Here is a 23,226-nt window from a genome sequence, read left to right as displayed (position 1 = left end):
GATCACTCCGGCGGAAGAAGAATCGGACTGGCAAAACTTGACCCAGAATTCAAGTTTTCGCAAGCCTCATGCCTGAGTATATTACTGGGGCACTGCGCCATGTAAGCAGCCATGGCGCAATCAGACAGGTGAATGTCAGCTGCTCGGGACGTCGGTATCGCGCTTGCGCTTGTTGCCCATGCGTACGCCGATGTCCATCAGGAACTGGAAGAAGCCTTCCTGATCTTCCAGCACGTTGCTCCAGAACGGCGAGTGATACAGCGCCACCGCGCCATGCACCAACGCCCAGGCAGCGCAGTAATGGAAATAGGGTGGCACGTCTTCAAGCTTGCCTTCGCTGATCCGGCCCTTGATCAACAAGGTCAGGCGATCGAAATTCGAGGCGCGGATCTTGTGCAGCTCCTCGACCATCTCCGGTACCTGGTTGCCCTTGACCACCTTCTCTTCCAGGCGATCGAACAAGCGATAACGTTGCGGATCGCGCATGCGGAATTCGAAGTAGGCCCGGGACAGGGCTTCCTTGTCCTTGTCCACATCGGCCGAATGCAGCAGTTCGTTCAAATCACGCTCGTAATCGAGCATCAGGCGCAGGTAGATCTCCGCCTTGGATTTGAAATGTTTATAAATCGTGCCTTTGCCGATACCCACGGCATCCGCAATCATCTCGACGGTGACGCTGTCTTCACCCTGATCGAGGAACAACTTGAGCGCGGTGTCGAGAATTTCCTGCTCGCGGCGACGAAACTCACGGACCTTACGAGGTTCTTTGTGCATAAGAGAAAGGTCTGAAGGGTCAAAATTCGAAGCCGGGTATTATGCCTAACTTACGCAAAAATGCACGGATCATCCGTTCCCGGCCTCAGTTCTTCACAAAATCGTATAGATCTGGCTCTTCTTCCCTTGCCCCACCACGCCCCGGAGGCAGGCATAGGCGACAATGAGAACTTATCCGAAGCGAGCGTATTCCAAATTTGTTTAAAAACCGCCCCGGGCAAACTGGACGCGTCCGCATACTGATCAATACTTGAACTGTCGGTGCGACATCTCCCCCAAGTGACGCGCCGATAAAGGTACCAAAGGACCGCGTGCCTTTGTTTTACTCCTAATGGTCTTAACCCGGATTCACCCCCCAGAACCCGGGTTTTTTTTGCTTGAAATTCAAGCCCGTGCCGAACGGACGTGGGCCAGCGGGAACAGCCGTTGGAAGTTCTCTGTCGTCTGGGCTGCAAAACGCTCGTAGGATTCGCCCCGCAACATCGCCAGAAACTCCGCCACTTCCCGTACGTATTGCGGCAGGTTCGGTTTGCCGCGGTACGGAATCGGCGCCAGGTAAGGCGAATCGGTTTCCACCAGCAAGCGGTCGGCCGGCACTTTGCTGGCCACATCGCGCAAGGCATCGGCGTTGCGGAACGTGACAATGCCCGACAGGGAAATGTAATAGCCCATGTCCAACGCAGCCCTGGCCATGTCCCAGTCCTCGGTGAAGCAGTGCAGCACGCCAGCCTGGGGCAACGCGGCCTCGCGCAACAAGGCCAGGGTATCGGCTCGGGCGCCCCGGGTATGGATGATCACCGGCTTTGCGGTTTGTCGAGCCGCTTCCAGGTGCAGTCGGAACGACGCCTGCTGGACTTCGGCGGCTTCGGGCTCATAGTGATAGTCCAGACCGGTTTCACCAATCGCCACCACCCGCGGATGATCGAGTTCGCGCAACAGCCAGTCCAGAGCCGGCGCGGCGTCGGGCTGGACATCGAGGGGATGGATGCCGACCGAACAATCGACATCTTCGTAGCGTTCGGCCAGGACCTTGACGTCGGCGGCATTGTCGGCGCTGACGCCGATGCACAGGAAGTGCCCGACGCCCCGCTGACGAGCCGCGTCCAGCGCAGCATCCAGGGAGCCGCCATGGGCGGCAAGATCGAGGCGGTCAAGGTGGCAATGGGAATCTACAAGCATAGGGAACCAGGTTACATCGTATGGGTGGGACGGTCGGATTTCAGGGTTCCGGCCAAGTGGGTTTCGATCTGGTTGCGGGCGGAGTTGTCGCCCTCGTTGAACTGCACGCCGACGCCGGCGGCGCGATTGCCCTGGGCGCCCTTGGGGGTCAGCCAGATCACCTTGCCGGCGACCGGGATCTTCTCCGGCTCCTCCATCAGGCTCAACAGCATGAACACTTCATCGCCCAGGCGATAATTCTTGTTGGTGGGAATGAACAGGCCACCATTCTTGATAAAAGGCATGTAGGCGGCGTAAAGCACCGATTTGTCCTTGATGGTCAGGGACAGGATGCCATTGCGTGGACCGGGACTGACAGGTTCGTTCATGCTGACCTCCGCTGCGATTGAGCTGAGTCTAGGCTCTGTATGAAAGTCTTGAGACGAAGGCCAGGCAAGGCGAGGCAGCTTTCAACGCTGCCTGAACGAGTATCAAGGCTTTTCGTACAGAGCAAGGAACATTCTCACCGGTTTTCCTTCAGTTGCAGCCTGTCAGTTTCGGCCCGGCAGGCTCGCCCATTGCACCAACAGGGCTTCGAGCAACAAGACCCGGTTGAGGTTCGCCTTGCTCAGCACCTTCTGACGTTGGGCAAGTATCCAGTCCTGAATGTTCAAGATTTTGTCCCGGCTGGTTTTCTGCGCCAGGTACTGGATCACCTTGCGCATGTCCGCCAGCCCCAGGCCAGACTCATCCTCGGTGAGCTGGTAGCGCAGGATCAGGTTCGACCAGTCGCAGAACCAGTCGAACAGCAACAACAGCGAGACAGCATTCCAGCCCTCGGCCAGCTGCGTGGGGGATTGCTGCTGCTTGAGCAGTTGTTTCACCCCTTCCACCACCAGGGCCCGCTGTTCACGCACACCCTGGGCCTGGAGGCTGACGGCGGCCAAGGGGGAACCGGCGGCCAGGGTCAGCAGCTCGCCCCGCTCTTGCTCGGTACTCTCCGGCAAGGCCTGGGCCAGCCATTGCATGCTCATTGCCTCGCTCGGCAACGGACACGCCTGCTGCACGCAACGGCTCTTGATGGTCGGCAGCAAGCGGCTCGGCTGATGGCTGACCAGCAACAGCACGGTGTCGCCCGAAGGCTCCTCCAGGCTCTTGAGCAAGGCGTTGGCCGCATTGATGTTCATTGATTCCACCGGCTCGATCAGCACCACCTTGCGCCCACCCAGTTGCGCGGTCTGGACTACAAAGCTGACCAGATCGCGGACCTGGTCGACCTTGATCGCCTTGTCCGCCTCTTCCGGCTCCAGCACATAGTTGTCGGGATGGCTCCCGGCCTTGAGCAACAGGCAGGACTTGCACTCACCGCATGCATTGGAGGGCCCGGGATGCTGGCACAGCAAGCTGGCCATCAGGCGCTCCGCCAGCGCCCGCTTGCCGATACCGGCCGGGCCATGCAGCAGATACGCGTGGGCATGTTGGGTACGTCCGGCCAACTGCTGCCAGAGACCGTCCTGCCAGGGATAGGCTTCAGCCACGGACACGCTCCAGCAGGCGCGGCAACAGATCATCCAGAGACCGCTGGACCTGCGCCAGGGGCTGCGCGGCATCGATCAGCAGGTAACGCGACGGATCGGCCTTGGCGCGGCTCAGGAACGCACTGCGCACAGCATTGAAGAACGCCGCGCCTTCCTGTTCGAAACGGTCCAGCCGCCCGCGGGCGCTGGCGCGAGCCAGGCCGACTTCCACGGGAAGGTCGAACACCAGCGTCAGGTCCGGGCGCAATTCACGCTGCACGAAGCTCTCCAGTGTAGCGATGCGCTCCAGGGACAATCCCCTGCCGCCCCCCTGGTAGGCATAGGTCGAATCGGTAAAGCGATCACAGAGCACCACGGCGCCACGAGCCAGGGCCGGACGAATCACCTCGGACAGGTGCTGTGCCCGGGCGGCAAACACCAGCAGCAACTCGGTGTCGGGATTCATGACCTCGTCCGCCGGTGTCAACAACACCTCGCGAATCCGCTCCGCCAGCGGCGTACCGCCAGGCTCGCGGGTCAATACCACCTCGACCCCCGCGGCCTGCAAGCGTTCGGCCAGGTATTCGCGGTTAGTGCTCTTGCCGGCGCCTTCAGGGCCTTCCAGCGTTATAAACAAGCCAGTCACGGGCGGTCCTTAATCAGAGTCATTGCGAGCCCGACGGCTCGCTGGCATTCGGTTCGGGAGCCGGCTGCTGTGCCGGGACCTGGGGCACGGCTTCGGGCGCCGTATCAGGCGATGCGGCGGGAATCGGCGCGGTGTCGTCCAGCGTAGCTGGCGCAGGACTGGAACGATAATCGGCACGTCGCTTGAGCTGGTACTCGCGCACCGCATTGTTGTGCGATTCCAGGCTGTCGGAGAAGACATGGCTGCCATCACCGCGAGCGACAAAGTAAAGGCTGCTTCCCGGCGCCGGATTCAGGGCCGCATGAATCGCCTCTCGTCCCACCATCGCGATTGGCGTCGGCGGCAGGCCCGGGACCATGTAAGTGTTGTATGGGTTTTCTTCTTTCAAATGGGCTCGGGTGAGCTTGCCGGTGTAGCGCTCGCCCAGGCCGTAGATAACCGTAGGGTCGGTCTGCAGCAACATGCCCATGCGCAGCCGACGCACGAACACACCGGCGATCTGCCCGCGCTCCTGTGGCACGCCGGTTTCCTTCTCCACCAGCGACGCCATGATCAGCGCCTGATAAGGCTGGGTGTAAGGGGCATCGGGGGAGCGTTCGGCCCACTCCCTGGCGAGCACTTCCTCGAGCCGGTTGTAGGCCTGGTTCAGCACGTCGGCGTCCGAGGTCCCGCGTACGAAACGATAGGTGTCGGGGAAAAACCGCCCCTCGGGAAAGACGCCGGAGTGGCCGAGCCGATCCATGACCTCGCTGTCGCTCAGGCCGGTCAGGGTCTGCTGGAGTTTTTCATCCTTGGCCAGCGCGGCACGGACCTGACGGAAATTCCAGCCCTCCACCAGCGTCACGCTGTACTGCACCACTTCCCCACGCTTCCACACGGCGATCAGGTCCTGCATCGTCATGCCCGGCACCATGCGGTACTCGCCGGCGTGCAGGGGTTGGCCGGCAAGGTTGAAACGCCAATACACCCGCAGCCAGAAAGCGTCCTTGATCAGACCTTCGGCCTCGAGACGCTTGAGGGTCCCGGTCGGGTTGGTCCCGCTGGGAATATCCAGCAGTTCTTCCTGGGTAATGTTCAACGGCTGCTGCAGCGCCGAATGAATCTTCCAGGCCGAAGCGCCCCACAACAGCCCTGCCAGAACCAGTCCGGTTTCCAGCAACAGCAAGAATTTACGTCTCACGAATCAAACATCCAATAACGCGCGGGCAAGGGTCTGCAGTTTACGGGTGAGCGGCCCGGCCGACCAGCGTGCCGAACCGCATGCGCGTACCGGCCACACGCCATATACGCTGTTGCAGACAAAGACTTCGTCGGCCAGGTGCAGTTGCTCCAGGCCAATATCGGCAATCTGCGTGACGATGCCCTGGGACTCGGCTTGAAACAATAATTCGGCGCGCATCACCCCGGCCACACCGCAACGGCTCAGGTCAGGCGTCATCAGCACACCATCGCACACCAGAAACAGATTGCTGAACACCCCTTCGATCACTCGCCCGGAGGTATCCCGCATCAGGCCTTCGGCATGTTCCGCACCGCCCCATTCGGCGCGGGCCAACACCTGCTCAAGGCGATTGAGGTGCTTGAGGCCCGCGAGCAAAGGCTGCTCGGACAGGCGCGTGGCACAAGGAAAGAGGGAAACTCCCTGCTCGGCATGCGCAGCGGGATACGCGACCGGCGGACTGCCTTGCAGGATGCGCCGGGCCGGGGCCGACGGGACGGCGGCATAACCCCGCAGGCCGTCGCCTCGGGTCACGATCAGTTTCAGCACCCCCTGCCCCAGGCCTTGCGCGTAGGCGTCCAGCTCGGCGCTCAACGCAACCCAGTCGACATGGAGCGCCAGCCGTTGGCAACCCTGTTCAAGACGTTGCAGATGACGCTCCAGCAGCACGGGTACGCCGGCACGCACGGCGATGGTTTCAAACAACCCATCGCCATAAGCCAGGCCGCGATCCTTCAGCGACAGAACGTCGGCCGGCTGACCGTCGACCCAGCTATCCATCAACCAGCGAACCGGCGGAACACCAGCGAGCCGTTGGTCCCGCCAAAGCCGAAGGAGTTGGATATCACTACATCGATATCCATGCCACGGGCGGTATGCGGAACGAAGTCCAGGTCGCAGCCTTCATCCGGCTCGTCGAGGTTGATGGTCGGCGGCGCGACCTGGCTGTTGATCGCCAGTACGCTGAAGATCGCCTCTACCGCACCGGCGGCCCCCAGCAGGTGACCGGTCATGGACTTGGTGGAGCTGACGGCCAGCTTGTAGGCATGATCACCGAATACGGTCTTGATCGCCTGGGCTTCGGCCAGGTCGCCCGCGGGGGTCGAGGTGCCATGGGCGTTGATGTACTGGACCTGGTCGGCATTGACCTTCGCATCCCGCAGAGCATTGGCGATGCAACGGGCCGCACCGGCGCCATCGGCCGGAGGCGATGTCATGTGGTACGCATCGCCGCTGGTACCGAAGCCGATGAGCTCGGCATAAATGGTAGCGCCGCGGGCCTTGGCATGCTCCAGTTCCTCGAGTACCAGCGCACCGGAACCATCGGACAGCACGAAGCCATCACGGCCCTTGTCCCATGGACGGCTGGCGCGGGTCGGTTCATCGTTGCGGGTCGACAGCGCACGGGACGCACCGAAGCCACCCATGCCCAGGCCACACGCGGCCATCTCGGCACCGCCGGCAATCATGACGTCGGCTTCGTCGTACATGATGTTGCGGGCAGCCATGCCTATGCAGTGGGTACCCGTGGTGCACGCCGTGGCAATGGCGTAGTTGGGCCCCTGCACACCCAGGTGGATGGACAGGAAACCGGAAATCATGTTGATGATCGAGCCCGGCACGAAGAACGGGGAAATCCGTCGCGGCCCCGAATCGTGCAATGTACGGCTGGTCTCTTCGATATTGGTCAAGCCGCCGATACCCGAGCCCATGGCAACGCCGATGCGCTCACGGTTGGCGTCGGTGACTTCCAGGCCGGCGTTACGCACTGCCTGGAATCCGGCTGCCAGACCATACTGGATGAACAGGTCTAGCTTGCGGGCTTCCTTGACCGACAGGTATTCCTCGACATTGAAGCCCTTTACCGAGCCGCCAAAACGGGTGGAATAGGCAGAAAGGTCGGTGTGTTCGATCAGACCAATGCCACTACGGCCAGCCAGAATGCCCTGCCAGCTGCTCGGCACATCCGTGCCCAGTGGCGACAACATACCCATACCGGTGACTACGACGCGTCTACGCGACACAGCACTCTCCTTTTTCTAATGACGACTTTGCATCAGGCCTAAAGAAAAAACCGCACGCCGTAACGGCAGTGCGGTTTTTCCATGACAGCTAGCGACGACTAAAAACGATTACGCCTGGTGGGCAGTAACGTAGTCGATGGCAGCTTGTACAGTAGTGATCTTCTCAGCTTCTTCGTCAGGAATCTCGGTCTCGAATTCCTCTTCCAGAGCCATCACCAGCTCAACGGTGTCAAGGGAGTCGGCACCCAGGTCTTCAACGAAGGAAGCAGTGTTCACAACTTCTTCTTCCTTGACGCCCAGTTGCTCGGCAACGATTTTCTTGACGCGCTCTTCGATGGTGCTCATACCTTGTTTTCACTCCTAATGGACAAATTCAGGCAGCTGGCCGGTGGGTAAGTGTATAGAAAGGCTTTTCGGTTTTTCAACCGAAAGCTTCACTCCTCAAACCCCTCGGGCCCGCCCCTATAAATAGATTGCAGCTTTATAACGGATTTTAGACAGCTCGTATGACATTTTTTTGAAGCAATCCGTCACATTTAACTCATGTACATCCCGCCGTTCACCGGGATTGTAGCCCCCGTGACGTATGCCGCAGCGTCGGATGCAAGAAAAGCCACCACGGATGCGATTTCTTCAGCCTGCCCCAGACGCCCCAGCGGAATTTGCGTCAACAAGGCCTCACGCTGCGCCTCTGGCAATTCGCGGGTCATGTCGGTGTCGATGAAACCCGGGGCCACCGAGTTTACCGTAATCGAACGCGAACCCACTTCCCGCGCCAGCGCACGGCTGAAACCTTCCAGACCGGCCTTGGCCGCAGCATAGTTTACTTGGCCTGCGTTGCCCATGGCACCCACAACCGAGCCAATATTGATGATACGACCCCAGCGAGCCTTGGTCATGCCGCGCAGGACGCCCTTGGACAGCCGGTACAGACTGTTCAGGTTGGTATCGATCACATCGAACCATTCGTCATCTTTCATGCGCATCATCAGATTATCACGAGTGATACCGGCGTTATTGACCAGGATCGCCGGGACACCGAACTGCTCCTGGATAGTTGCCAGCACCGCCGTGACGGATTCGTCGCTGGTGACGTTCAGTTCAAGGCCGGTGCCTTGGATACCGTTTTCCTTCAGGGTCGCGGCGATGCGCTCGGCGCCCGAAGCGGAAGTCGCGGTGCCGACGACGATGGCGCCTTGGCGACCCAATTCCAGGGCAATAGCCTGGCCGATGCCACGGCTCGCACCGGTCACCAGTGCAACTTTACCTTGCAGACTCATGCAAGCTTCTCCTGTTCAGGCCTGCGCTGCACGAGCGGCAGCGAAAGCGTCTGGGGTATTGAGGTTGGAAGTCGACACGCCTTCGGCGCAGCGTTTGTTCAGACCGGCCAGCACCTTGCCCGGGCCACATTCGACCAGCTCGGTCGCACCCTTGGCCGCCAGGGTCTGCACCGTTTCGACCCAGCGAACCGGCTTGTAGAGTTGTTCCAGCAGATCGCGCTTGAGGGTTTCGAGGTCCGGCGCCACATCGGCGCTGACGTTCTGCACCACAGGTATCTGCGGAGCCTGCCAATCGATGGCGGCAATGGATTCGGCAAAGCGTTCGGCGGCAGGCCGCATCAGTTCACAGTGCGACGGCACGCTGACCGGCAGCGGCATGGCGCGCTTGGCTCCACGCGCCTTGCAGCCCTCGATGGCCCGGTCGACCGCGGCCTTGGCGCCGGCAATCACCACCTGGCCAGGCGAGTTGAAGTTCACGGCACTGACCACATCGCCTTGCGCCGCTTCGGCACAGGCAGCCAGCACATCTGCATCTTCCAGGCCGAGGATAGCGGCCATGCCGCCCTGCCCGGCCGGAACGGCCTCCTGCATCAACTGGCCGCGACGCTCCACCAGTTTCACGGCATCGCCCAGGCTGAGACTGCCAGCGGCCACGAGAGCACTGTATTCACCCAGGCTATGGCCGGCGACGAAAGCCGGACGCGCGCCACCTTCAGCCAGCCACAGGCGCCACAGCGCGACCGAGGCGGTGAGGATGGCCGGTTGGGTCTTGTCGGTTTGATTGAGCAGCTCTTCCGGCCCTTGCTGGGTCAATGCCCACAAGTCGTAGCCGAGCGCATCGGATGCTTCTTTGAATGTTTCGAGGACCAGCGGGTATTGCGCGCCCAGCTCGGCCAACATGCCGAGGGACTGCGAGCCCTGTCCTGGAAAGACGAATGCGAGGGAAGCAGACATGAAAACAAAGCCCCTAATGATCTTGTCGTCAAAAATTGACGCCCCTGGGGGCGCTAGGAAACTGACAGTTGGATGGCGGGTTGAACCAGCCGGTCACATTTAAGCATTGTCGGACGAAAACGCCTAAGTTAACAAATCTTCGAGGCGGCCATGCAGGCGTTCCGGCAGGTTTTCCTGGATCTCGATCACCGCACGATTGATCGCACTTTGAAAGCCCTGCACCCCCGCCGACCCGTGGCTCTTGATCACGATGCCCTGCAAGCCGAGGAAACTCGCGCCGTTATGTCGCGCCGGCGCCAGGTCTGCCTGCAGGCGACGCATCAATGGCAAGGCCAGCGCTCCAACCAGGCGCGAGGCCAGGCTCTGCCGGAACAGGGTCTCGATGCGCTCGCTGATCATGGTGGCCAGGCCTTCGCTGGACTTGAGCAGGATATTGCCAACGAAGCCGTCGCACACGACCACATCCGCCTCGCCCCGGTACAAGCCGTCGCCCTCGACAAAGCCGATGTAGTTGATGCCACGCGCACCCTGCAGCAGGGTGGCGGCCAGCTTGACCTGCTGGTTGCCCTTGATGTCTTCGGTACCGATGTTCAGCAGTGCCACGCGAGGACGTGCAATGCCCAGGGTTTCAGCGGCCACCGAGCCCATCACCGCAAATTGCAGCAAATGCTCGGCACTGCAATCGACATTGGCGCCAAGGTCCAGCAACTGGCAGAAACCGCGCCGGGTCGGTATCGCCGCGACCATTGCCGGCCGGTCGATACCTGGCAGAGTCTTGAGCACGTAGCGCGACAGCGCCATCAGCGCGCCAGTGTTCCCGGCGCTGACACACGCCTGGACCTTGCCATCGCGCAACAGCTCCAAAGCCACCCGCATCGACGCATCGGGCTTGCCGCGCAGGGCCTGGGCGGGCTTTTCGTCCATGGCGATCATTTCAGACGCCGGGGTAATCGTCAGGCGCGCACGATCCGCAGCAGGCTGGCCGCTGAGCATTTCTTCCAGGAGGGAGGGTTGACCGACGAGGGTCAGGTGCAACGAGGGCGTAGCATTCAGGCAAGCAAGACTGGCCTGAACAATGCTGCGGGGACCGAAGTCCCCGCCCATTGCGTCAATCGCGATGACTTGAGCGGACAAGGATTACTCGTCAGCGCCCTTGTCGATCACTTTGCGACCACGGTATACGCCTTCTGGCGATACGTGGTGACGCAGGTGAACTTCACCAGTGGTTTTTTCTACAGACAGGGTGCTAGCCTCGAGAGCGTCGTGCGAACGGCGCATGTCACGGGCAGAGCGGGATTTTTTGTTCTGCTGAACAGCCATAATTGATTAACTCCTAAACGTTTGGGTCACGCTTTAACTGCGCCAAAACACTGAACGGGTTGGACCGCGTTACCTCGTCCTCGCTCGGCTCGGGCTCATCTGCTCCCGCCGGCTGCTGGCATTCTTCCGGATGATGAGCAGGCACAATGGGCAAGGCGAGCAGGAGCTCATCCTCGATCAGTGACTGCAGATCCAATGAATCTTCGCCCAGTTCCAGCACGTCATAGCCTTTCGGCAACGACTGGGTATTCGCACCCTCCTTCACCACGGCGTAACTGCATTCGCTGTGGATCGGCAGGGTGACCAGCTCAAGACAACGCTGGCAAACCATTTTGACTTCAGTGTCGATAAAGCTGTGGATAACCACAGATTTACGTTCATCTCGTTCAAAAACGAATTTGGCCTGGACCGTCCCGATATCGTCGGAAAGCGGGTCGCAGAGTCTCTTCAAATCGGCCAGCGGCAGTTCACCTTGAAGGGTGGTGCCACGATCAGCCAATTTGCGCGGGTCAACGTGAGGTGGAATCGGGTCATTCAACATAGGCGCAGCATTATAGGGATGCACCCAGCCATGTCAAAGGAAATTCAGCCCTGTCCGTCACTTGCACGCCCCGCTAGAATTCGCCCCTGCCTTTTGGAGATGCCCATGCTGCCCTTATTACTTGCCTCCAGCTCGGTCTATCGCCGGGAATTGCTCGCCCGCCTGGGGTTACCATTCGTCTGCCAGTCACCGGATATCGACGAAAGCCAACGCCCCGGCGAGGCTGCCCGAACACTGGTGGAACGCCTGGCGCGGGAAAAGGCCCTGGCCCTGGCCGACAGTCACCCGGGACACCTGATCATCGGCTCGGACCAGGTCGCCGTGCTCGGCGAACGCATCCTGGGCAAACCCCACACCTTCGAAAGGGCCCGCGAGCAACTGCTGGCGGCCAGCGGCACCAAGGTCACGTTTCTCACAGGCCTGGCACTGCTCAACAGCCAGACCGGCGCCTGCCAGGTCGATTGCGTGGCTTTTAGCGTCAATATGCGCGCGCTCGACCCGGAGCGAGTGGAGCGCTATCTGCGGGCCGAGCAGCCCTATGACTGCGCCGGTAGCTTCAAGGCCGAAGGGCTGGGCGTGAGCCTGTTCCAGAGCACCGAAGGCCCGGACGCCACCAGCCTGATCGGACTGCCCTTGATTCGCCTTGTGGATATGTTGCTGGCGGAGGGCGTAGAGATACCCTGAATCTGGCATCATCCATGGCAGAGCACCCGCCGCCCGCAACCGAACGGCCGGAGCCCTGCCAGCGAGTCAGCGCAATACCGGCCCCTGGAACCCCATCCACATTGCCAGGCGCTCGGCGATGCTCGCCCCCAGCTTCTTCGAGAAACGGTCGAGCGGCGATTCTTCGACAGTGAAGTCCACCAGCTCCTTCTCGCCGATCACATCCCGCGCCACCGAACCGGCACTGCCCAGGCCGTCGATCAAGCCCAGCGACAACGCCTGCTCTCCAGACCATACCAGGCCGGAAAACAGCTCCGGATGATCCTTGTCCTTGAGCCGATCGCCCCGACCTTTCTTGACGCTGGCGATGAACTGCTTATGGGTCGTATCGAGCACGCCCTGCCAGAAAGCGATCTCTTCCGGCTTCTGCGGCTGGAAGGGGTCGAGGAACGACTTATGCTCACCGGCGGTGTAGACCCGGCGCTCGATACCGAGCTTGTCGAGGGTCTCGACAAAGCCATAACCGGCAGCGGTGACACCAATGGACCCCACCAGGCTGGCCTTGTCGGCATAGATCTGATCCGCCGCACTGGCGATGTAATAGGCACCGGAAGCGCCGAGGTCGGCGATCACCGCATAGACCTTGGTGTCCGGATGCGCAGCGCGCAAGCGAACGATCTCGTCATAGACGTAGCCGGACTGCACCGGACTGCCGCCCGGACTGTTGATACGCAGCACCACCCCCTTGACCTTCTCATCCTCGAACGCAGCCCGCAGACTGCCAATGATGTTGTCCGCGCTGGCCGCCTCCTTGTCGGCGATCATGCCCTCGACGTCGATCACCGCCGTATAGGCCGAAGCACTGCCGGGACTCTTCTTCATATCGATCGCCTGGATGATGACACCCAGCCCGACGAAAAGATAAATGAAGACCAGGAACTTGAAGAAAATCCCCCAGCGGCGAGCGCGACGCTGTTCTTGCACCCCCGCCAGGAGGGTTTTTTCCAGCAACTTCCAGCTTTTATCGTCACCGTTTTCAGCGCTTGCCTTGGCCGGTGCTTTCCATTCATCGGTCATACATGCATCTCCAACAGGTTCTAATCGGTAGGCCGGCTCAGCCAGGCGTGTAATTCAGTAAAACGGTCAATCGTCAATCGCGGTTCGAATGCCCGCAGCGCCTCGATGGTCTGCGCACCGTAGCTGACAGCCACCGAGCCCATGCCGGCATTGCGCGCCATCTGCAGGTCGAAGGACGAATCCCCCACCATCAGCGCCTGCTCCGCACGCACCTCGCAGTGCGCCAGGATCTGCTCGAGCATCAAGGGATGGGGCTTGCTGGCGGTTTCATCGGCAGCACGAGTGACATCGAAATAGTCCTCCCAGCCATGAGCCTTCAGCACGCGATCCAATCCCCGACGAGCCTTTCCAGTGGCAACGGCCAGGTGGTAACCCTCCGCCCGAAACGCCTGGAGGGTATCCAGGACGCCATCGAACAACGGCGAAGGCTCGGCCTCCAGCGCGATGTAATGGTCGGCGTAGTGCTGACGAAACACCACCAACTCCTGGTCGTCGATCTCCGGATACAGGCTGCGAATCGCCTCGGGCAAGCCGAGACCGATAATGCCTTTGACTGCAAGGTCGTCACGCCTGGCAAAACCCGTACGATCCGATGCGGCATGCATCGACTCCACGATCCGACCGATGGAATCGGCCAGAGTGCCGTCCCAATCGAATATCAGCAGCTTGTATTCAGGATGCACTCAACCGCTCCACGGTTCGGGCCCACATGTCATCCACGGGGGCCTGCAGTTTCAGCTCACCCCCATCGGGCAGCGGCACCGTGAGCATATAAGCATGGAGAAACAATCGCTTTCCGCCAAGATCGCGTATCTCCCGACTGAAGTCGTCGTCCCCGTATTTGGGGTCACCGGCAATGCAGTGCCCGGCGTGCAGGGTATGGACACGAATCTGGTGGGTGCGCCCCGTGATCGGCTTGGCTTCGATCAGGGTGGCGAACTCGCCGAAACGGCGCAGGACCTTGAATACGGTCAGCGCTTCCTTGCCTTCGTCGTTGACCTCGACCATGCGCTCGCCGGAACGCAGGTTGCTCTTGAGCAACGGTGCGCGGACCTGCTTGATGGACGTCGCCCAATGGCCGCGGACCAGGGCCATGTAGCGCTTGTCGACACCATCGCCCCGCAACTGTTCGTGCAAATGACGCAGCATGCTGCGTTTCTTGGCGATCATCAGTAGGCCGGAAGTGTCCCGGTCCAGGCGATGGACCAGTTCCAGCTCCTTGGCGTCGGGACGCAACTGACGAAAGGCTTCGATCACGCCGAAATCCAGGCCGCTGCCGCCGTGAACTGCGATGCCCGCGGGTTTGTTGATCACAATCAGCGCCTTGTCTTCGTAGACAATCGAAGCCTCCAGGCGCTGCAGCAGTCCCTGGGCGACGGGCACCGGTTCGTCGCGCTCAGGCACGCGAACCGGCGGCACACGCACGATATCGCCCGCCTGGAGCTTGTACTCAGGCTTGATCCGGCCCTTGTTCACCCGCACTTCGCCCTTGCGCAAAATGCGATAAATCAAGGTCTTGGGCACACCCTTGAGCCGGGCTAGCAGGAAATTATCGATTCGTTGGCCGGCATATTCCGGCGAGACCTCGAGCAGTTGAACGCCAGGGGTCGAAGGGGCAGTAGTCGTCATGGCGGCGATCATAACAATTTTTTATGGAATTGAAGCACTTAATCATTGCTGCTATAGTCGCGAACGCCGCCAAAAGTGGCTGGACAGCGGACTAACGGTCAAAAACCGGCCCTGACCAACGCAATTCACGAGGACGAGAGGCCGTCCTACGGGGCTTTTGCTACGTAACGGCAGAGTTTGCAGGTGTAACGAGCGCAGGTGACATGAGGCCTGAAATACGCCGCAAAGCAGAGTTTTGGCTCGCCTTGCGCGCCACATTCACGGCCAGTTCACAAAGTGCAGTCAGTTGCGGACGACCCCGGGCGAGAGCTTCGGAAACAACGCCTAATTAGCCATGATGCGTGACCTCCCCTTCCGGAGCTCACGGTAAATGCCAACCCGCTGCGGATTCTGCGCGCGGCAGCACCCGAATTATCAGGGATACGTGTAGGGTGGAGATGTACAACCGTCGGACTGTGTAGCACTAGGCTTATATTTAGACGCTTCATCTCGTCCACAGGCGCCGGTTGATTCCTCCTCCTGACTGAGTGCTTGAGTACCAGCAAGCAGGACGCGTCCGTCGCGACTTCGCCGTTATTGGGCCGAACTCGCTGGACACTGGAGTGGCAATGCCACTTCCATGACGCACCTGACACCGACCGTGAGAAGTCGTGTGTGCCGAACGCCGTTTCCGGCAGCCCGGAAACCGACGGTACTACATGAAAAGAATGCTGATTAACGCAACTCAACCCGAAGAGTTGCGTGTTGCACTGGTAGACGGCCAGCGCCTCTACGACCTGGATATCGAATCCGGTGCACGCGAGCAGAAGAAGGCCAACATCTACAAAGGCCGGATCACTCGCATCGAACCAAGCCTGGAGGCTGCCTTTGTCGATTTCGGCTCTGAGCGCCATGGCTTCCTGCCCCTCAAAGAAATCTCCCGCGAATACTTCAAGAAGGCCCCCGAAGGCCGCGTCAATATCAAGGACGTCCTGAGCGAAGGCCAGGAAGTCATCGTCCAGGTCGAAAAAGAAGAGCGTGGCAACAAGGGCGCCGCCCTGACCACCTTCATCAGCCTGGCCGGCCGTTACCTGGTCCTGATGCCCAACAACCCGCGTGCCGGTGGCATCTCCCGCCGCATCGAAGGCGAAGAGCGCAACGAACTGCGTGAAGCCCTCAACGGCCTGGTGGCTCCTGCCGACATGGGCCTGATCGTGCGCACGGCCGGCCTGGGCCGCAGCAGCGAAGAAATGCAGTGGGACCTCGACTACCTGCTGCAGCTGTGGACCGCCATCAAGGAAGCGTCCCTGGATCGCTCCGCGCCGTTCCTGATCTACCAGGAAAGCAACGTCATCATCCGCGCCATCCGCGACTACCTGCGCCAGGACATCGGCGAAGTGCTGATCGACAGCGTCGAAGCCCAGGACGAAGCCCTGACCTTCATTCGTCAGGTGATGCCGCAGTACGCCAGCAAGATCAAGCTCTACGAAGACAGCGTCCCGCTGTTCAACCGCTTCCAGATCGAAAGCCAGATCGAAACCGCCTTCCAGCGCGTCGTCGAACTGCCTTCCGGCGGCTCCATCGTCATCGATCCCACCGAAGCCCTGGTGTCCATCGACATCAACTCGGCCCGCGCCACCAAAGGCAGCGACATCGAAGAAACCGCCCTGCAGACCAACCTGGAAGCGGCCGAGGAAATCGCCCGCCAGCTGCGCCTGCGCGACATCGGCGGCCTGATCGTCATCGACTTCATCGACATGACCCCGGCCAAGAACCAGCGCGCCGTGGAAGAAAAGGTCCGTGAATGCCTGGAAGCCGACCGCGCCCGCGTACAGGTTGGCCGCATCTCGCGCTTCGGCTTGCTGGAAATGTCCCGTCAGCGCCTGCGTCCATCCCTGGGCGAGAGCAGTGGCATCGTCTGCCCTCGCTGCAACGGCACCGGCATCATCCGTGACGTCGAGTCGCTGTCCCTGGCGATCCTGCGCCTGATCGAAGAAGAAGCCCTGAAAGACCGCACCGCCGAAGTCCGCGCCCAGGTGCCGATCCCGGTGGCCGCGTTCCTGCTCAACGAAAAACGCAACTCGATCACCAAGATCGAACTGCGCACCCGTGCCCGCATCGTCATCCTGCCGAACGACCACCTCGAGACGCCGCATTTCGAAGTGCAGCGCCTGCGTGACGATAGCCCGGAAGCCCACACCAACCAGTCCAGCTACGAGATCGCTGCCGCCGCAGCCGAAGTGGAAGACGTCCAGCCGGCTGCCGCCACCCGCACCCTGGTTCGCCAGGAAGCCGCCGTCAAGACCGCGCCGGCCCGCGCCAACGCGCCGGTTCCGACCGAAGTTGCCACTGCCGCACCTGCACCGGCCGCCGCGCCTGAACCTAGCCTGTTCAAGGGCCTGGTGAAGTCCCTGGTCAGCCTGTTCGCCACCAAGGAAGAACCGGCCGCGCCCGTGGTCACCGCCAAGCCTGCCACCGAGCGTCCGGCCCGCAACGAAGAGCGTCGCAACGGTCGCCAGCAGACCCGCAACCGCAACGGCCGCCGCGACGAAGAGCGCAAGCCACGCGAAGAACGGGCCCCGCGTGAAGAACGCGCACCGCGTGAAGAACGCCAGCCGCGCGAAGCCCGCGAGGATGCACCGGCCGTAGCCCGCGAAGAACGCACGCCGCGTCCACCACGTGAAGAGCGTCAACCGCGTGCCCCGCGTGAAGACCGCAAGCCACGTGGCGAGCGTGAAGAACGTGTTCGCGAACTGCGCGAGCCGCTGGACGCCGCCCCTGCCGTTGCCGCCACCGCTGAAGAGCGTCCGGCTCGCCAGCCTCGCGAAGAGCGTGCTCCACGTCCACCGCGTGAAGAGCGTCAGCCTCGGGCCGAACAGGCTGCCGCCGCAGCCAGCGAAGACGAAGTGCTGAACACCGAGGAACAATTGCAGGAAGACGGCCAGGACGCCGCCGAAGGCGATCGTCCACGTCGCCGTTCCCGCGGCCAGCGTCGTCGCAGCAACCGCCGCGAGCGCCAACGCGACGCCAACGGGAACGTGATCGAGGGCTCGGAAGAGTCCGCCACTACCGAAGCGCCAAGCGCTGCGGACCTGGCCGCCGGCCTGGCCGTCACCGCGGCAGTTGCCAGCAGCACCATCAGTGCCCCGGCCGAAGCCCAGGCCAACGAGCAGGCCGAACGCGCCACCGCCGCGGTGGAAGAAGCACAGGTCGAAGCTCCGGTGGTCGAAGCCAATACGGCAGTGCAAGTCACCGCTTCGCCGGAAGTGGAAGTCGCGCCGGTCAGTGAAGCCCAGCCTGCCGCCGAAACCGTCGCCGAACCTGCGCCGGTCGTCGAGCAGCCGGTGATTGCTGAAGCCGAACCTGTCGTCGAAACACCAGCAGAGGAAAAAGCACCGGAGCCGCTGGTACGCGAGGAACAGACCGCGTTCAACTGGCATTCGGAGCCTGCCGCACCGGCTGCGGTCGACGAGCCAGCGCCAGCGCCTGAGCCAGCCCCCGAGGCTGAACCTGTGAAGACGGTCGAGCCGACTCCGGTGGTCGATGCCCCTGTAGCGGCTGCGGTACAGGCGCCAGTCGAAGCACCTGCCCCTGTGAGCGCCTTGACTCCGAACGGTCGCGCACCGAACGACCCACGTGAAGTGCGTCGTCGCAAGCGCGAAGCCGAACGCCTGCAGAAGGAAGCTGAACTGGCTGCCGCTCAGGCACCTGTCGCCGAACCGGCTCCGGTGGTGGAAGCCGTCGAGGCAGCCCCTGCCCCAACCGCTGAGGCCGCTGCCGAACCTGCTCCGGCTGAACCGGTTGAATCGGTGCCGGCAAGCGATGAATCCCAGCCTCAGCACACCGCTGAAGCCGAGGAAGTCGCACCGCGTCACCCCCAGGCCCTGGAAAAAGAGCACGAGCCAAAACCTCACGCCTGATTCCATAGCCCGATAAAAAGCCCCGCCTGGTAATGCCAGGCGGGGCTTTTTATTTCCTGTCCATCCACTCGGGCGGGCTCCGCCCCGCGGCTATTGCTTGAAGACCAGAGCCTCAGGCACATCCACGTCCCACAGCACACCGGGGTCATCGACCGCCACCTCGACCACTTCCGCCTCGGCGAACAACACCCTGGCACCACGATTGCCGGTCAAGGCCATCAATTTCGCCCCCAGACCACGACCGAATCCCACCGGATGCCCATACTCACCCGCAAAGACCGGAACGCAGATGCCGTCTTCGCGGATATTCGCCATCACCCGCTCGATGCTTGATGGCAGGATGAACGGCATGTCTGCCAGCACGATCAGCCAGCCATCCATATCGGGCGAGGCCTGCACGCCGGCCGCGATGCTATCCCCCAGCCCCGGGGACTGCAGCTCGATGAAATCGCACCCATAGGCCTGGGCCATGCGAATGGCCTGGGGACGATCTTCGCGAGTCACCAGGACGCGCTTTGCCAGGGAAACCGGCAGATTCACCAGGACCTGCTCGATCACCGAACGGACAGCACCGTCACGCCCGGCGCAATCGGCCAGCAATTTGTCCTTGTCGGGACCCGCGACCTGACGGAACCGGCTCCCCGCCCCGGCCGCGACGATAATCGCCCCAATGGATTCAGTCATACGCCCTCCTCGCCCTCCACCCGCGACTTACAACGGCTTCTTCTGCCGAAGCTCGACGCCATTTTTGATGGCCACGATTTCAGCCAGCAGCGACAAGGCGATCTCCGCCGGGGTATGGCTGCCGATGTGCAGCCCGATCGGCCCATGCAGCCGCTCGATGGCCTGTGCCGACAAGCCTAGCTGAGCCAGGTTGTCCCGGCGCTTCTGACTGTTGACCCGCGACCCCAGGGCCCCGACATAGAATGCCTTGGAATCCAGGGCGGTCAGCAGCGCCATGTCATCCAGCCGTGGGTCGTGGGTCAGGGCGACGATGGCCGTGCGCTCATCGGTCTGGATGCTCAACACCGCTTCGTCGGGCATTCCGGAGACGAAGCGCCCCTGCTGCTCTTCCCAACCATAGACAAACTCCTTGCGCGGATCGCAGATCAGCACTTCGAAGTCCAGCAACCGAGCCATCTGTGCCACATAACGCGACAGTTGTCCGGCACCGATCAGCAGCAGCCGCCAGCGTGGGCCATAAATGGCTCGCAGCGTCTGGCCATCGAAAACCAGCGCGTCGTGTTTACTGGCAGGTACCAGCGTCACGGCACCAGTGGCGATCACCAGCTCCCGGGCGACAATCTCGTGGGCGTCGCAACGCTCCAGCAGTTCAGCGACCCATTGCGGATCGCCGACCCGCTCTTCGGTCAGGCGCAGGGTGCCACCGCACGGCAGGCCGAAACGCGCGGCCTCCTCGCGGGTGACGCCATAGGTGATGAGTTGCACCGGCGGACCTTGCGCCGGGATACGACCATCATGCAGCCGGGCGATCAGGTCGTCCTCCACACAGCCGCCCGACACCGAGCCGATCACCACGCCGTCTTCGCGCAGGGCCAGCATCGCCCCGGGTGGCCTTGGCGCGGTGCCCCAGGTCTGGACCACGGTGAACAGCACCACGCGCTGCCCCGCACGGCGCCATTGAAGCACGCTGCGCAGGACGTTCAGGTCGACACTGTCCATCAGGCCTTGGCCTGCTGCCAGCCTTGCAGCTGATAGCGCACAGGCAGATCACGGATGCGCTTGCCGGTGGCGGCGAAAATCGCGTTGCACAGCGCCGGGGCAATCGGCGGCACTCCCGGCTCCCCGACCCCTCCCAACGGAACCTCGCCCGGCGGCGTCACCAGATGTACGGCCACTTTCTTGGGCGCCAGGGACATGCGCGCCACTTCGTACATGTGGAAGTTGTCCTGCTGCACCTTGCCATCCTTGAAGCTGATCTCCCCCACCATCGCGTTGCCCAGGCCCATGACGCAGGCACCTTCGAATTGGGAACGGATGCGCTCCGGGTTGATCTGCGGGCCGCAGTCCACCGCGATATCAGCCTTGTGCACGATCACCGTGCCATCGTCCTTGACCTCCACTTCGATCGCCGCCGCCACGTAGGTGACGAAGCTGTAGTGCACCGCCAGCCCCAGGCCGCGCCCCTTGGGCAGTTGCTGCCCCCAACCCGCCGCCTTGGCAGCCGTTTGCAGCACGGTGCGGATCCGTGCCGTATCGATGGGATAGCGGTCGGGGGATTCGCCGTAGTTCCACTCCTCGTTCAAGGTGCGCGGATCGATCTTGCGGTCCGGGCCAAGCAACTTGAGGTGGTAGTCCAGCGGATCCTGACCGGCCTTGTGGGCCAGTTCGTCGATGAAACTCTGGATCGCGAAACCGTGGGGAATATTCGACACCGAGCGGTACCAGCCCACCCGGGTATGAGCCGTCGCCTCGGGGTTCTCCAGGCGCAGGTTGGCAATGGCATAGGCCATGTTGGTAACGCCCATGCCCAGCTCGAAGGGGGCTTCGTGAGTCATTCCCGGGGCGAACAGCGCGGTGATACTGGGCGCGACGGTGCGATGCAACCAGCTGGAAGGCAGGCCGTCCCGATTCAGGCCGGCCTTCAGGTATTCGGCCGATACGGTATGGAAATAGGAGTGATGGATGTCATCCTCGCGGGTCCACTGCACCCGGATCGCCTGCCCTGGGAACTCCTTGGCCAGCAGCGCCGCCTCAAGGACGAAGTCAGGCTTGGATTTTCGCCCGAAGCCGCCCCCCAGCAAGGTGATATTCACCGTGACCTTTTCGAAAGGAATGCCCAGCCGTTCAGCGATGCGCTCACGCGTGACCTGCGGCGCCTGGCTCGGGGCCCAGGCTTCGCACTGGCCATCCTTGAAGCGCGCGGTGGCGACCATGGGCTCCATGGGCGACTGGGACAGGTGTGGCAAGTAATAGGTCGCTTCCAGGGTCGAGTCGGCCTTGGCCAGCGCATCGTCGACATCACCGGCATTGCGCACGACTTTTCCAGGCTTGAGGGCTGCGGCTTCGAGCTCCTTGCGGTAGGCGACGGACTCATAGCCCGCGTTCGGGCCATCGTCCCACTCGATTTTCAGCGCCTCGCGCCCCTTCATGGCCGCCCAGGTATTTTTCGCCACCACCGCCACGCCGCCCAGGGGCTGGAATTCCGAAGGCAGGGGACGAGGCTCGATCTGCAGCACCTTGACCACCCCGGGGACCTTCAGCGCCGCGCTGCTGTCCACGGACTTGACCTTGCCGCCATAGACCGGCGGGCGGGCTACCACGGCGTAGAGCATGCCGTCGAAATGCACGTCGGCGCCGAATACGGCACGACCGTTGACGATGTCCGCGCCGTCGATGGCCCGGCTCCCCTCCTTGCCAATGTAGCGAAACTCCGAAGGCTGCTTGAGACGCAGGCTATCGCGCGCCGGCACCGGCAAGGCACTGGCAGCGGCGGCCAACGCGCCATAACCCAGCTCTCGACCGGAAGGCTGGTGGACCACGCTGTGCAGGCGGGCATGACACTCGCCCACCGGAACCTTCCACTGCGCCGCAGCAGCCTGCTCCAGCATGGTCCTGGCGGCCGCACCGCAACGACGCATCGGCTCATACCAGTGACGCATGCTGCGCGAGCCGTCCGTATCCTGGTTGCCAAAGCGCACTTCATCGGCCGGAGCCTGCTGCACCTTCACCCGAGCCCAATCGGCCTCCAGCTCATCGGCCACGACCATGGTCAGGCTGGTGCGCACGCCCTGGCCCATTTCCGAGCGGTTGCAGATCACCGTCACACTGCCATCGGCGGCAATGCCCACATACACCTTGGGGTCATCGACCGCGCCATGCGGCATGCCCTCGGCGCCAAACTTCTTTTCTTCGGCGAAGGCGTCCGGCACCCCCCAGCTGGCGGCCAGTACCAGCACACCCGTGGCGCTGGCGCCTTTGAGAAAGCCGCGACGGCTGAGGTTGCTCAGCACGAAATCATCGGGCAAACGGCTCATGCCTTGGCCTCCTTCAGATGCGTGGAAGCCTGCCGGATCGCGGTCTTGATCCGGTTATAGGTACCGCAGCGGCAGATGTTGCCCATCATGGCTTCCTCGATCTGCTCATCGCTCGGGTTGGGATTGGTCTTGAGCAAGGCCGTCGCGGACATGATCTGCCCGCCCTGGCAGTAACCACACTGGGCCACGGCGGTATCGAGCCAGGCCTTCTGAACGACTTGCCCGATCGGATCGGCATGGAGCTCGTCGATGGTGCTGACGTCCTGCCCTTTCACCGAACCGATCGGCGTGATGCAGCTGCGCGCCGGGGCGCCATCGATATGAATGGTGCATGCGCCACACAAGCCCATGCCGCAGCCGAACTTGGTACCGTTATAACCGGCAACGTCGCGGATCGCCCACAGCAGCGGCATGTCCTCGGTCACCTCCAGTTGATGATCTTTTCCATTGAGTTTCAGGGTAATCATGGGCACGCCCGCATAGTTATCGAGTTATGGGGTCGAGCCATCTGCCGCTTGGGTAGCGGT

At 62.0% G+C, this 23,226-nt stretch carries 23 protein-coding genes; 2 read left to right on the top strand and 21 right to left on the bottom strand.

Annotated features, from left to right (window positions below; genetic code table 11):
• Window positions 1-135: 135 nt before the first annotated feature.
• From BT179_RS14690 to BT179_RS14625, 14 genes are all read right to left on the bottom strand, one after another.
• On the bottom strand, window positions 136-774 hold the full coding sequence (locus tag BT179_RS14690; RefSeq protein WP_072393355.1) for a TetR/AcrR family transcriptional regulator: 639 nt from the start codon (window positions 772-774) through the stop codon (window positions 136-138).
• Window positions 775-1,158: 384 nt separating this feature from the next.
• Window positions 1,159-1,953, bottom strand: a complete 795-nt coding sequence (locus BT179_RS14685) for a TatD family hydrolase (protein WP_072393358.1) — start codon at window positions 1,951-1,953, stop codon at window positions 1,159-1,161.
• Window positions 1,954-1,964: 11 nt separating this feature from the next.
• The gene (locus BT179_RS14680; RefSeq protein ID WP_072393361.1) at window positions 1,965-2,321 is read right to left on the bottom strand and encodes a PilZ domain-containing protein; all 357 of its coding nucleotides are present in this window, start codon (window positions 2,319-2,321) and stop codon (window positions 1,965-1,967) included.
• 162 nt (window positions 2,322-2,483) lie between these two features.
• A complete protein-coding gene (locus BT179_RS14675) occupies window positions 2,484-3,470 on the bottom strand; it encodes a DNA polymerase III subunit delta' (protein WP_072393364.1) in 987 nt (328 codons plus the stop codon).
• Complete coding sequence (gene tmk / locus BT179_RS14670; protein WP_072393367.1) at window positions 3,463-4,095, bottom strand: dTMP kinase; 633 nt, start codon at window positions 4,093-4,095, stop codon at window positions 3,463-3,465. Before tmk ends, BT179_RS14675 begins: the two co-directional genes overlap by 8 nt.
• Window positions 4,096-4,114: 19 nt before the next feature.
• Window positions 4,115-5,275 carry an endolytic transglycosylase MltG gene (gene mltG / locus BT179_RS14665; RefSeq protein ID WP_072393370.1) on the bottom strand — a complete coding sequence of 387 codons (1,161 nt, stop codon included), beginning with the start codon at window positions 5,273-5,275 and terminating at the stop codon, window positions 4,115-4,117.
• A 3-nt stretch (window positions 5,276-5,278) separates the two neighbouring features.
• The gene (gene pabC / locus BT179_RS14660) at window positions 5,279-6,094 is read right to left on the bottom strand and encodes an aminodeoxychorismate lyase (protein WP_072431812.1); all 816 of its coding nucleotides are present in this window, start codon (window positions 6,092-6,094) and stop codon (window positions 5,279-5,281) included.
• On the bottom strand, window positions 6,094-7,338 hold the full coding sequence (fabF, locus tag BT179_RS14655; protein ID WP_072393376.1) for a beta-ketoacyl-ACP synthase II: 1,245 nt from the start codon (window positions 7,336-7,338) through the stop codon (window positions 6,094-6,096). Before fabF ends, pabC begins: the two co-directional genes overlap by 1 nt.
• Window positions 7,339-7,446: 108 nt before the next feature.
• Complete coding sequence (gene acpP, locus BT179_RS14650) at window positions 7,447-7,683, bottom strand: acyl carrier protein (RefSeq protein ID WP_007987170.1); 237 nt, start codon at window positions 7,681-7,683, stop codon at window positions 7,447-7,449.
• Between the two features lie 191 nt (window positions 7,684-7,874).
• Window positions 7,875-8,618: a 3-oxoacyl-ACP reductase FabG gene (gene fabG, locus BT179_RS14645; protein ID WP_072431811.1), complete on the bottom strand. Its 744-nt coding sequence runs from the start codon at window positions 8,616-8,618 to the stop codon at window positions 7,875-7,877.
• Between the two features lie 15 nt (window positions 8,619-8,633).
• Window positions 8,634-9,572 (bottom strand): ACP S-malonyltransferase, encoded by a 939-nt coding sequence (gene fabD, locus BT179_RS14640; RefSeq protein ID WP_072393382.1) that lies wholly within the window; start codon window positions 9,570-9,572, stop codon window positions 8,634-8,636.
• A gap of 123 nt (window positions 9,573-9,695) precedes the next feature.
• Window positions 9,696-10,706 (bottom strand): phosphate acyltransferase PlsX, encoded by a 1,011-nt coding sequence (gene plsX / locus BT179_RS14635; RefSeq protein WP_072431810.1) that lies wholly within the window; start codon window positions 10,704-10,706, stop codon window positions 9,696-9,698.
• Window positions 10,707-10,709: 3 nt separating this feature from the next.
• Window positions 10,710-10,892 carry a 50S ribosomal protein L32 gene (rpmF, locus tag BT179_RS14630; protein WP_003179396.1) on the bottom strand — a complete coding sequence of 61 codons (183 nt, stop codon included), beginning with the start codon at window positions 10,890-10,892 and terminating at the stop codon, window positions 10,710-10,712.
• Between the two features lie 13 nt (window positions 10,893-10,905).
• Complete coding sequence (locus tag BT179_RS14625) at window positions 10,906-11,433, bottom strand: YceD family protein (RefSeq protein WP_072431809.1); 528 nt, start codon at window positions 11,431-11,433, stop codon at window positions 10,906-10,908.
• Window positions 11,434-11,538: 105 nt separating this feature from the next.
• Between BT179_RS14625 and BT179_RS14620 the strand changes: the two genes are divergently transcribed.
• On the top strand, window positions 11,539-12,117 hold the full coding sequence (locus BT179_RS14620) for a Maf family protein (protein ID WP_072393392.1): 579 nt from the start codon (window positions 11,539-11,541) through the stop codon (window positions 12,115-12,117).
• A gap of 66 nt (window positions 12,118-12,183) precedes the next feature.
• Here BT179_RS14620 and BT179_RS14615 read toward each other — a convergent pair whose 3' ends face one another.
• From BT179_RS14615 to rluC, 3 genes are read right to left on the bottom strand one after another with little or no spacing between them, the layout of a single operon-like run.
• A complete protein-coding gene (locus BT179_RS14615; protein ID WP_072393395.1) occupies window positions 12,184-13,173 on the bottom strand; it encodes a S49 family peptidase in 990 nt (329 codons plus the stop codon).
• Window positions 13,174-13,193: 20 nt separating this feature from the next.
• Entirely contained in the window at window positions 13,194-13,856 is a 663-nt protein-coding gene (locus BT179_RS14610) for an HAD-IA family hydrolase (protein WP_072431808.1), read from the bottom strand.
• Window positions 13,846-14,802: a 23S rRNA pseudouridine(955/2504/2580) synthase RluC gene (rluC, locus tag BT179_RS14605; protein ID WP_072394114.1), complete on the bottom strand. Its 957-nt coding sequence runs from the start codon at window positions 14,800-14,802 to the stop codon at window positions 13,846-13,848. The genes BT179_RS14610 and rluC overlap by 11 nt, the downstream gene beginning before the upstream one ends.
• A 698-nt stretch (window positions 14,803-15,500) precedes the next feature.
• Between rluC and rne the strand changes: the two genes are divergently transcribed.
• Window positions 15,501-18,701, top strand: a complete 3,201-nt coding sequence (rne, locus tag BT179_RS14600) for a ribonuclease E (RefSeq protein ID WP_072431807.1) — start codon at window positions 15,501-15,503, stop codon at window positions 18,699-18,701.
• A gap of 90 nt (window positions 18,702-18,791) precedes the next feature.
• Here rne and BT179_RS14595 read toward each other — a convergent pair whose 3' ends face one another.
• Genes BT179_RS14595 through BT179_RS14580 form a run of 4 tightly spaced genes read right to left on the bottom strand, consistent with a single transcriptional unit; the run spans window position 18,792 to window position 23,166 of the window.
• Window positions 18,792-19,385, bottom strand: a complete 594-nt coding sequence (locus BT179_RS14595; protein WP_072431806.1) for a nucleotidyltransferase family protein — start codon at window positions 19,383-19,385, stop codon at window positions 18,792-18,794.
• 27 nt (window positions 19,386-19,412) lie between these two features.
• Entirely contained in the window at window positions 19,413-20,384 is a 972-nt protein-coding gene (locus tag BT179_RS14590) for an XdhC family protein (RefSeq protein ID WP_072393407.1), read from the bottom strand.
• Window positions 20,384-22,699 (bottom strand): xanthine dehydrogenase family protein molybdopterin-binding subunit, encoded by a 2,316-nt coding sequence (locus BT179_RS14585; protein ID WP_072431805.1) that lies wholly within the window; start codon window positions 22,697-22,699, stop codon window positions 20,384-20,386. The genes BT179_RS14590 and BT179_RS14585 overlap by 1 nt, the downstream gene beginning before the upstream one ends.
• Window positions 22,696-23,166, bottom strand: coding sequence for a (2Fe-2S)-binding protein (locus tag BT179_RS14580; RefSeq protein WP_072431804.1), 471 nt, complete (start codon window positions 23,164-23,166; stop codon window positions 22,696-22,698). The genes BT179_RS14585 and BT179_RS14580 overlap by 4 nt, the downstream gene beginning before the upstream one ends.
• Window positions 23,167-23,226: the final 60 nt, after the last annotated feature.

Source organism: Pseudomonas sp. NFACC43 (genome assembly GCF_900119645.1).
In the GTDB taxonomy this organism is placed as follows: domain Bacteria; phylum Pseudomonadota; class Gammaproteobacteria; order Pseudomonadales; family Pseudomonadaceae; genus Aquipseudomonas.
The sequence above is the reverse complement of the archived record's forward strand: the minus strand, read 5'-3'. Positions and strand labels throughout refer to the sequence as shown.

Coding starts and splice junctions, on each gene's coding strand:
- BT179_RS14595 (WP_072431806.1), bottom strand. CDS start 19,385: ATGACTGAATCCATTGGGGCGATTATCGTCGCGGCCGGGGCGGGGAGC.
- BT179_RS14615 (WP_072393395.1), bottom strand. CDS start 13,173: ATGACCGATGAATGGAAAGCACCGGCCAAGGCAAGCGCTGAAAACGGT.
- rne (WP_072431807.1), top strand. CDS start 15,501: ATGAAAAGAATGCTGATTAACGCAACTCAACCCGAAGAGTTGCGTGTT.
- BT179_RS14585 (WP_072431805.1), bottom strand. CDS start 22,699: ATGAGCCGTTTGCCCGATGATTTCGTGCTGAGCAACCTCAGCCGTCGC.
- rluC (WP_072394114.1), bottom strand. CDS start 14,802: ATGACGACTACTGCCCCTTCGACCCCTGGCGTTCAACTGCTCGAGGTC.
- BT179_RS14580 (WP_072431804.1), bottom strand. CDS start 23,166: ATGATTACCCTGAAACTCAATGGAAAAGATCATCAACTGGAGGTGACC.
- BT179_RS14590 (WP_072393407.1), bottom strand. CDS start 20,384: ATGGACAGTGTCGACCTGAACGTCCTGCGCAGCGTGCTTCAATGGCGC.
- BT179_RS14680 (WP_072393361.1), bottom strand. CDS start 2,321: ATGAACGAACCTGTCAGTCCCGGTCCACGCAATGGCATCCTGTCCCTG.
- BT179_RS14625 (WP_072431809.1), bottom strand. CDS start 11,433: ATGTTGAATGACCCGATTCCACCTCACGTTGACCCGCGCAAATTGGCT.
- BT179_RS14620 (WP_072393392.1), top strand. CDS start 11,539: ATGCTGCCCTTATTACTTGCCTCCAGCTCGGTCTATCGCCGGGAATTG.
- rpmF (WP_003179396.1), bottom strand. CDS start 10,892: ATGGCTGTTCAGCAGAACAAAAAATCCCGCTCTGCCCGTGACATGCGC.
- BT179_RS14690 (WP_072393355.1), bottom strand. CDS start 774: ATGCACAAAGAACCTCGTAAGGTCCGTGAGTTTCGTCGCCGCGAGCAG.
- pabC (WP_072431812.1), bottom strand. CDS start 6,094: ATGGATAGCTGGGTCGACGGTCAGCCGGCCGACGTTCTGTCGCTGAAG.
- fabD (WP_072393382.1), bottom strand. CDS start 9,572: ATGTCTGCTTCCCTCGCATTCGTCTTTCCAGGACAGGGCTCGCAGTCC.
- BT179_RS14685 (WP_072393358.1), bottom strand. CDS start 1,953: ATGCTTGTAGATTCCCATTGCCACCTTGACCGCCTCGATCTTGCCGCC.
- fabG (WP_072431811.1), bottom strand. CDS start 8,618: ATGAGTCTGCAAGGTAAAGTTGCACTGGTGACCGGTGCGAGCCGTGGC.
- acpP (WP_007987170.1), bottom strand. CDS start 7,683: ATGAGCACCATCGAAGAGCGCGTCAAGAAAATCGTTGCCGAGCAACTG.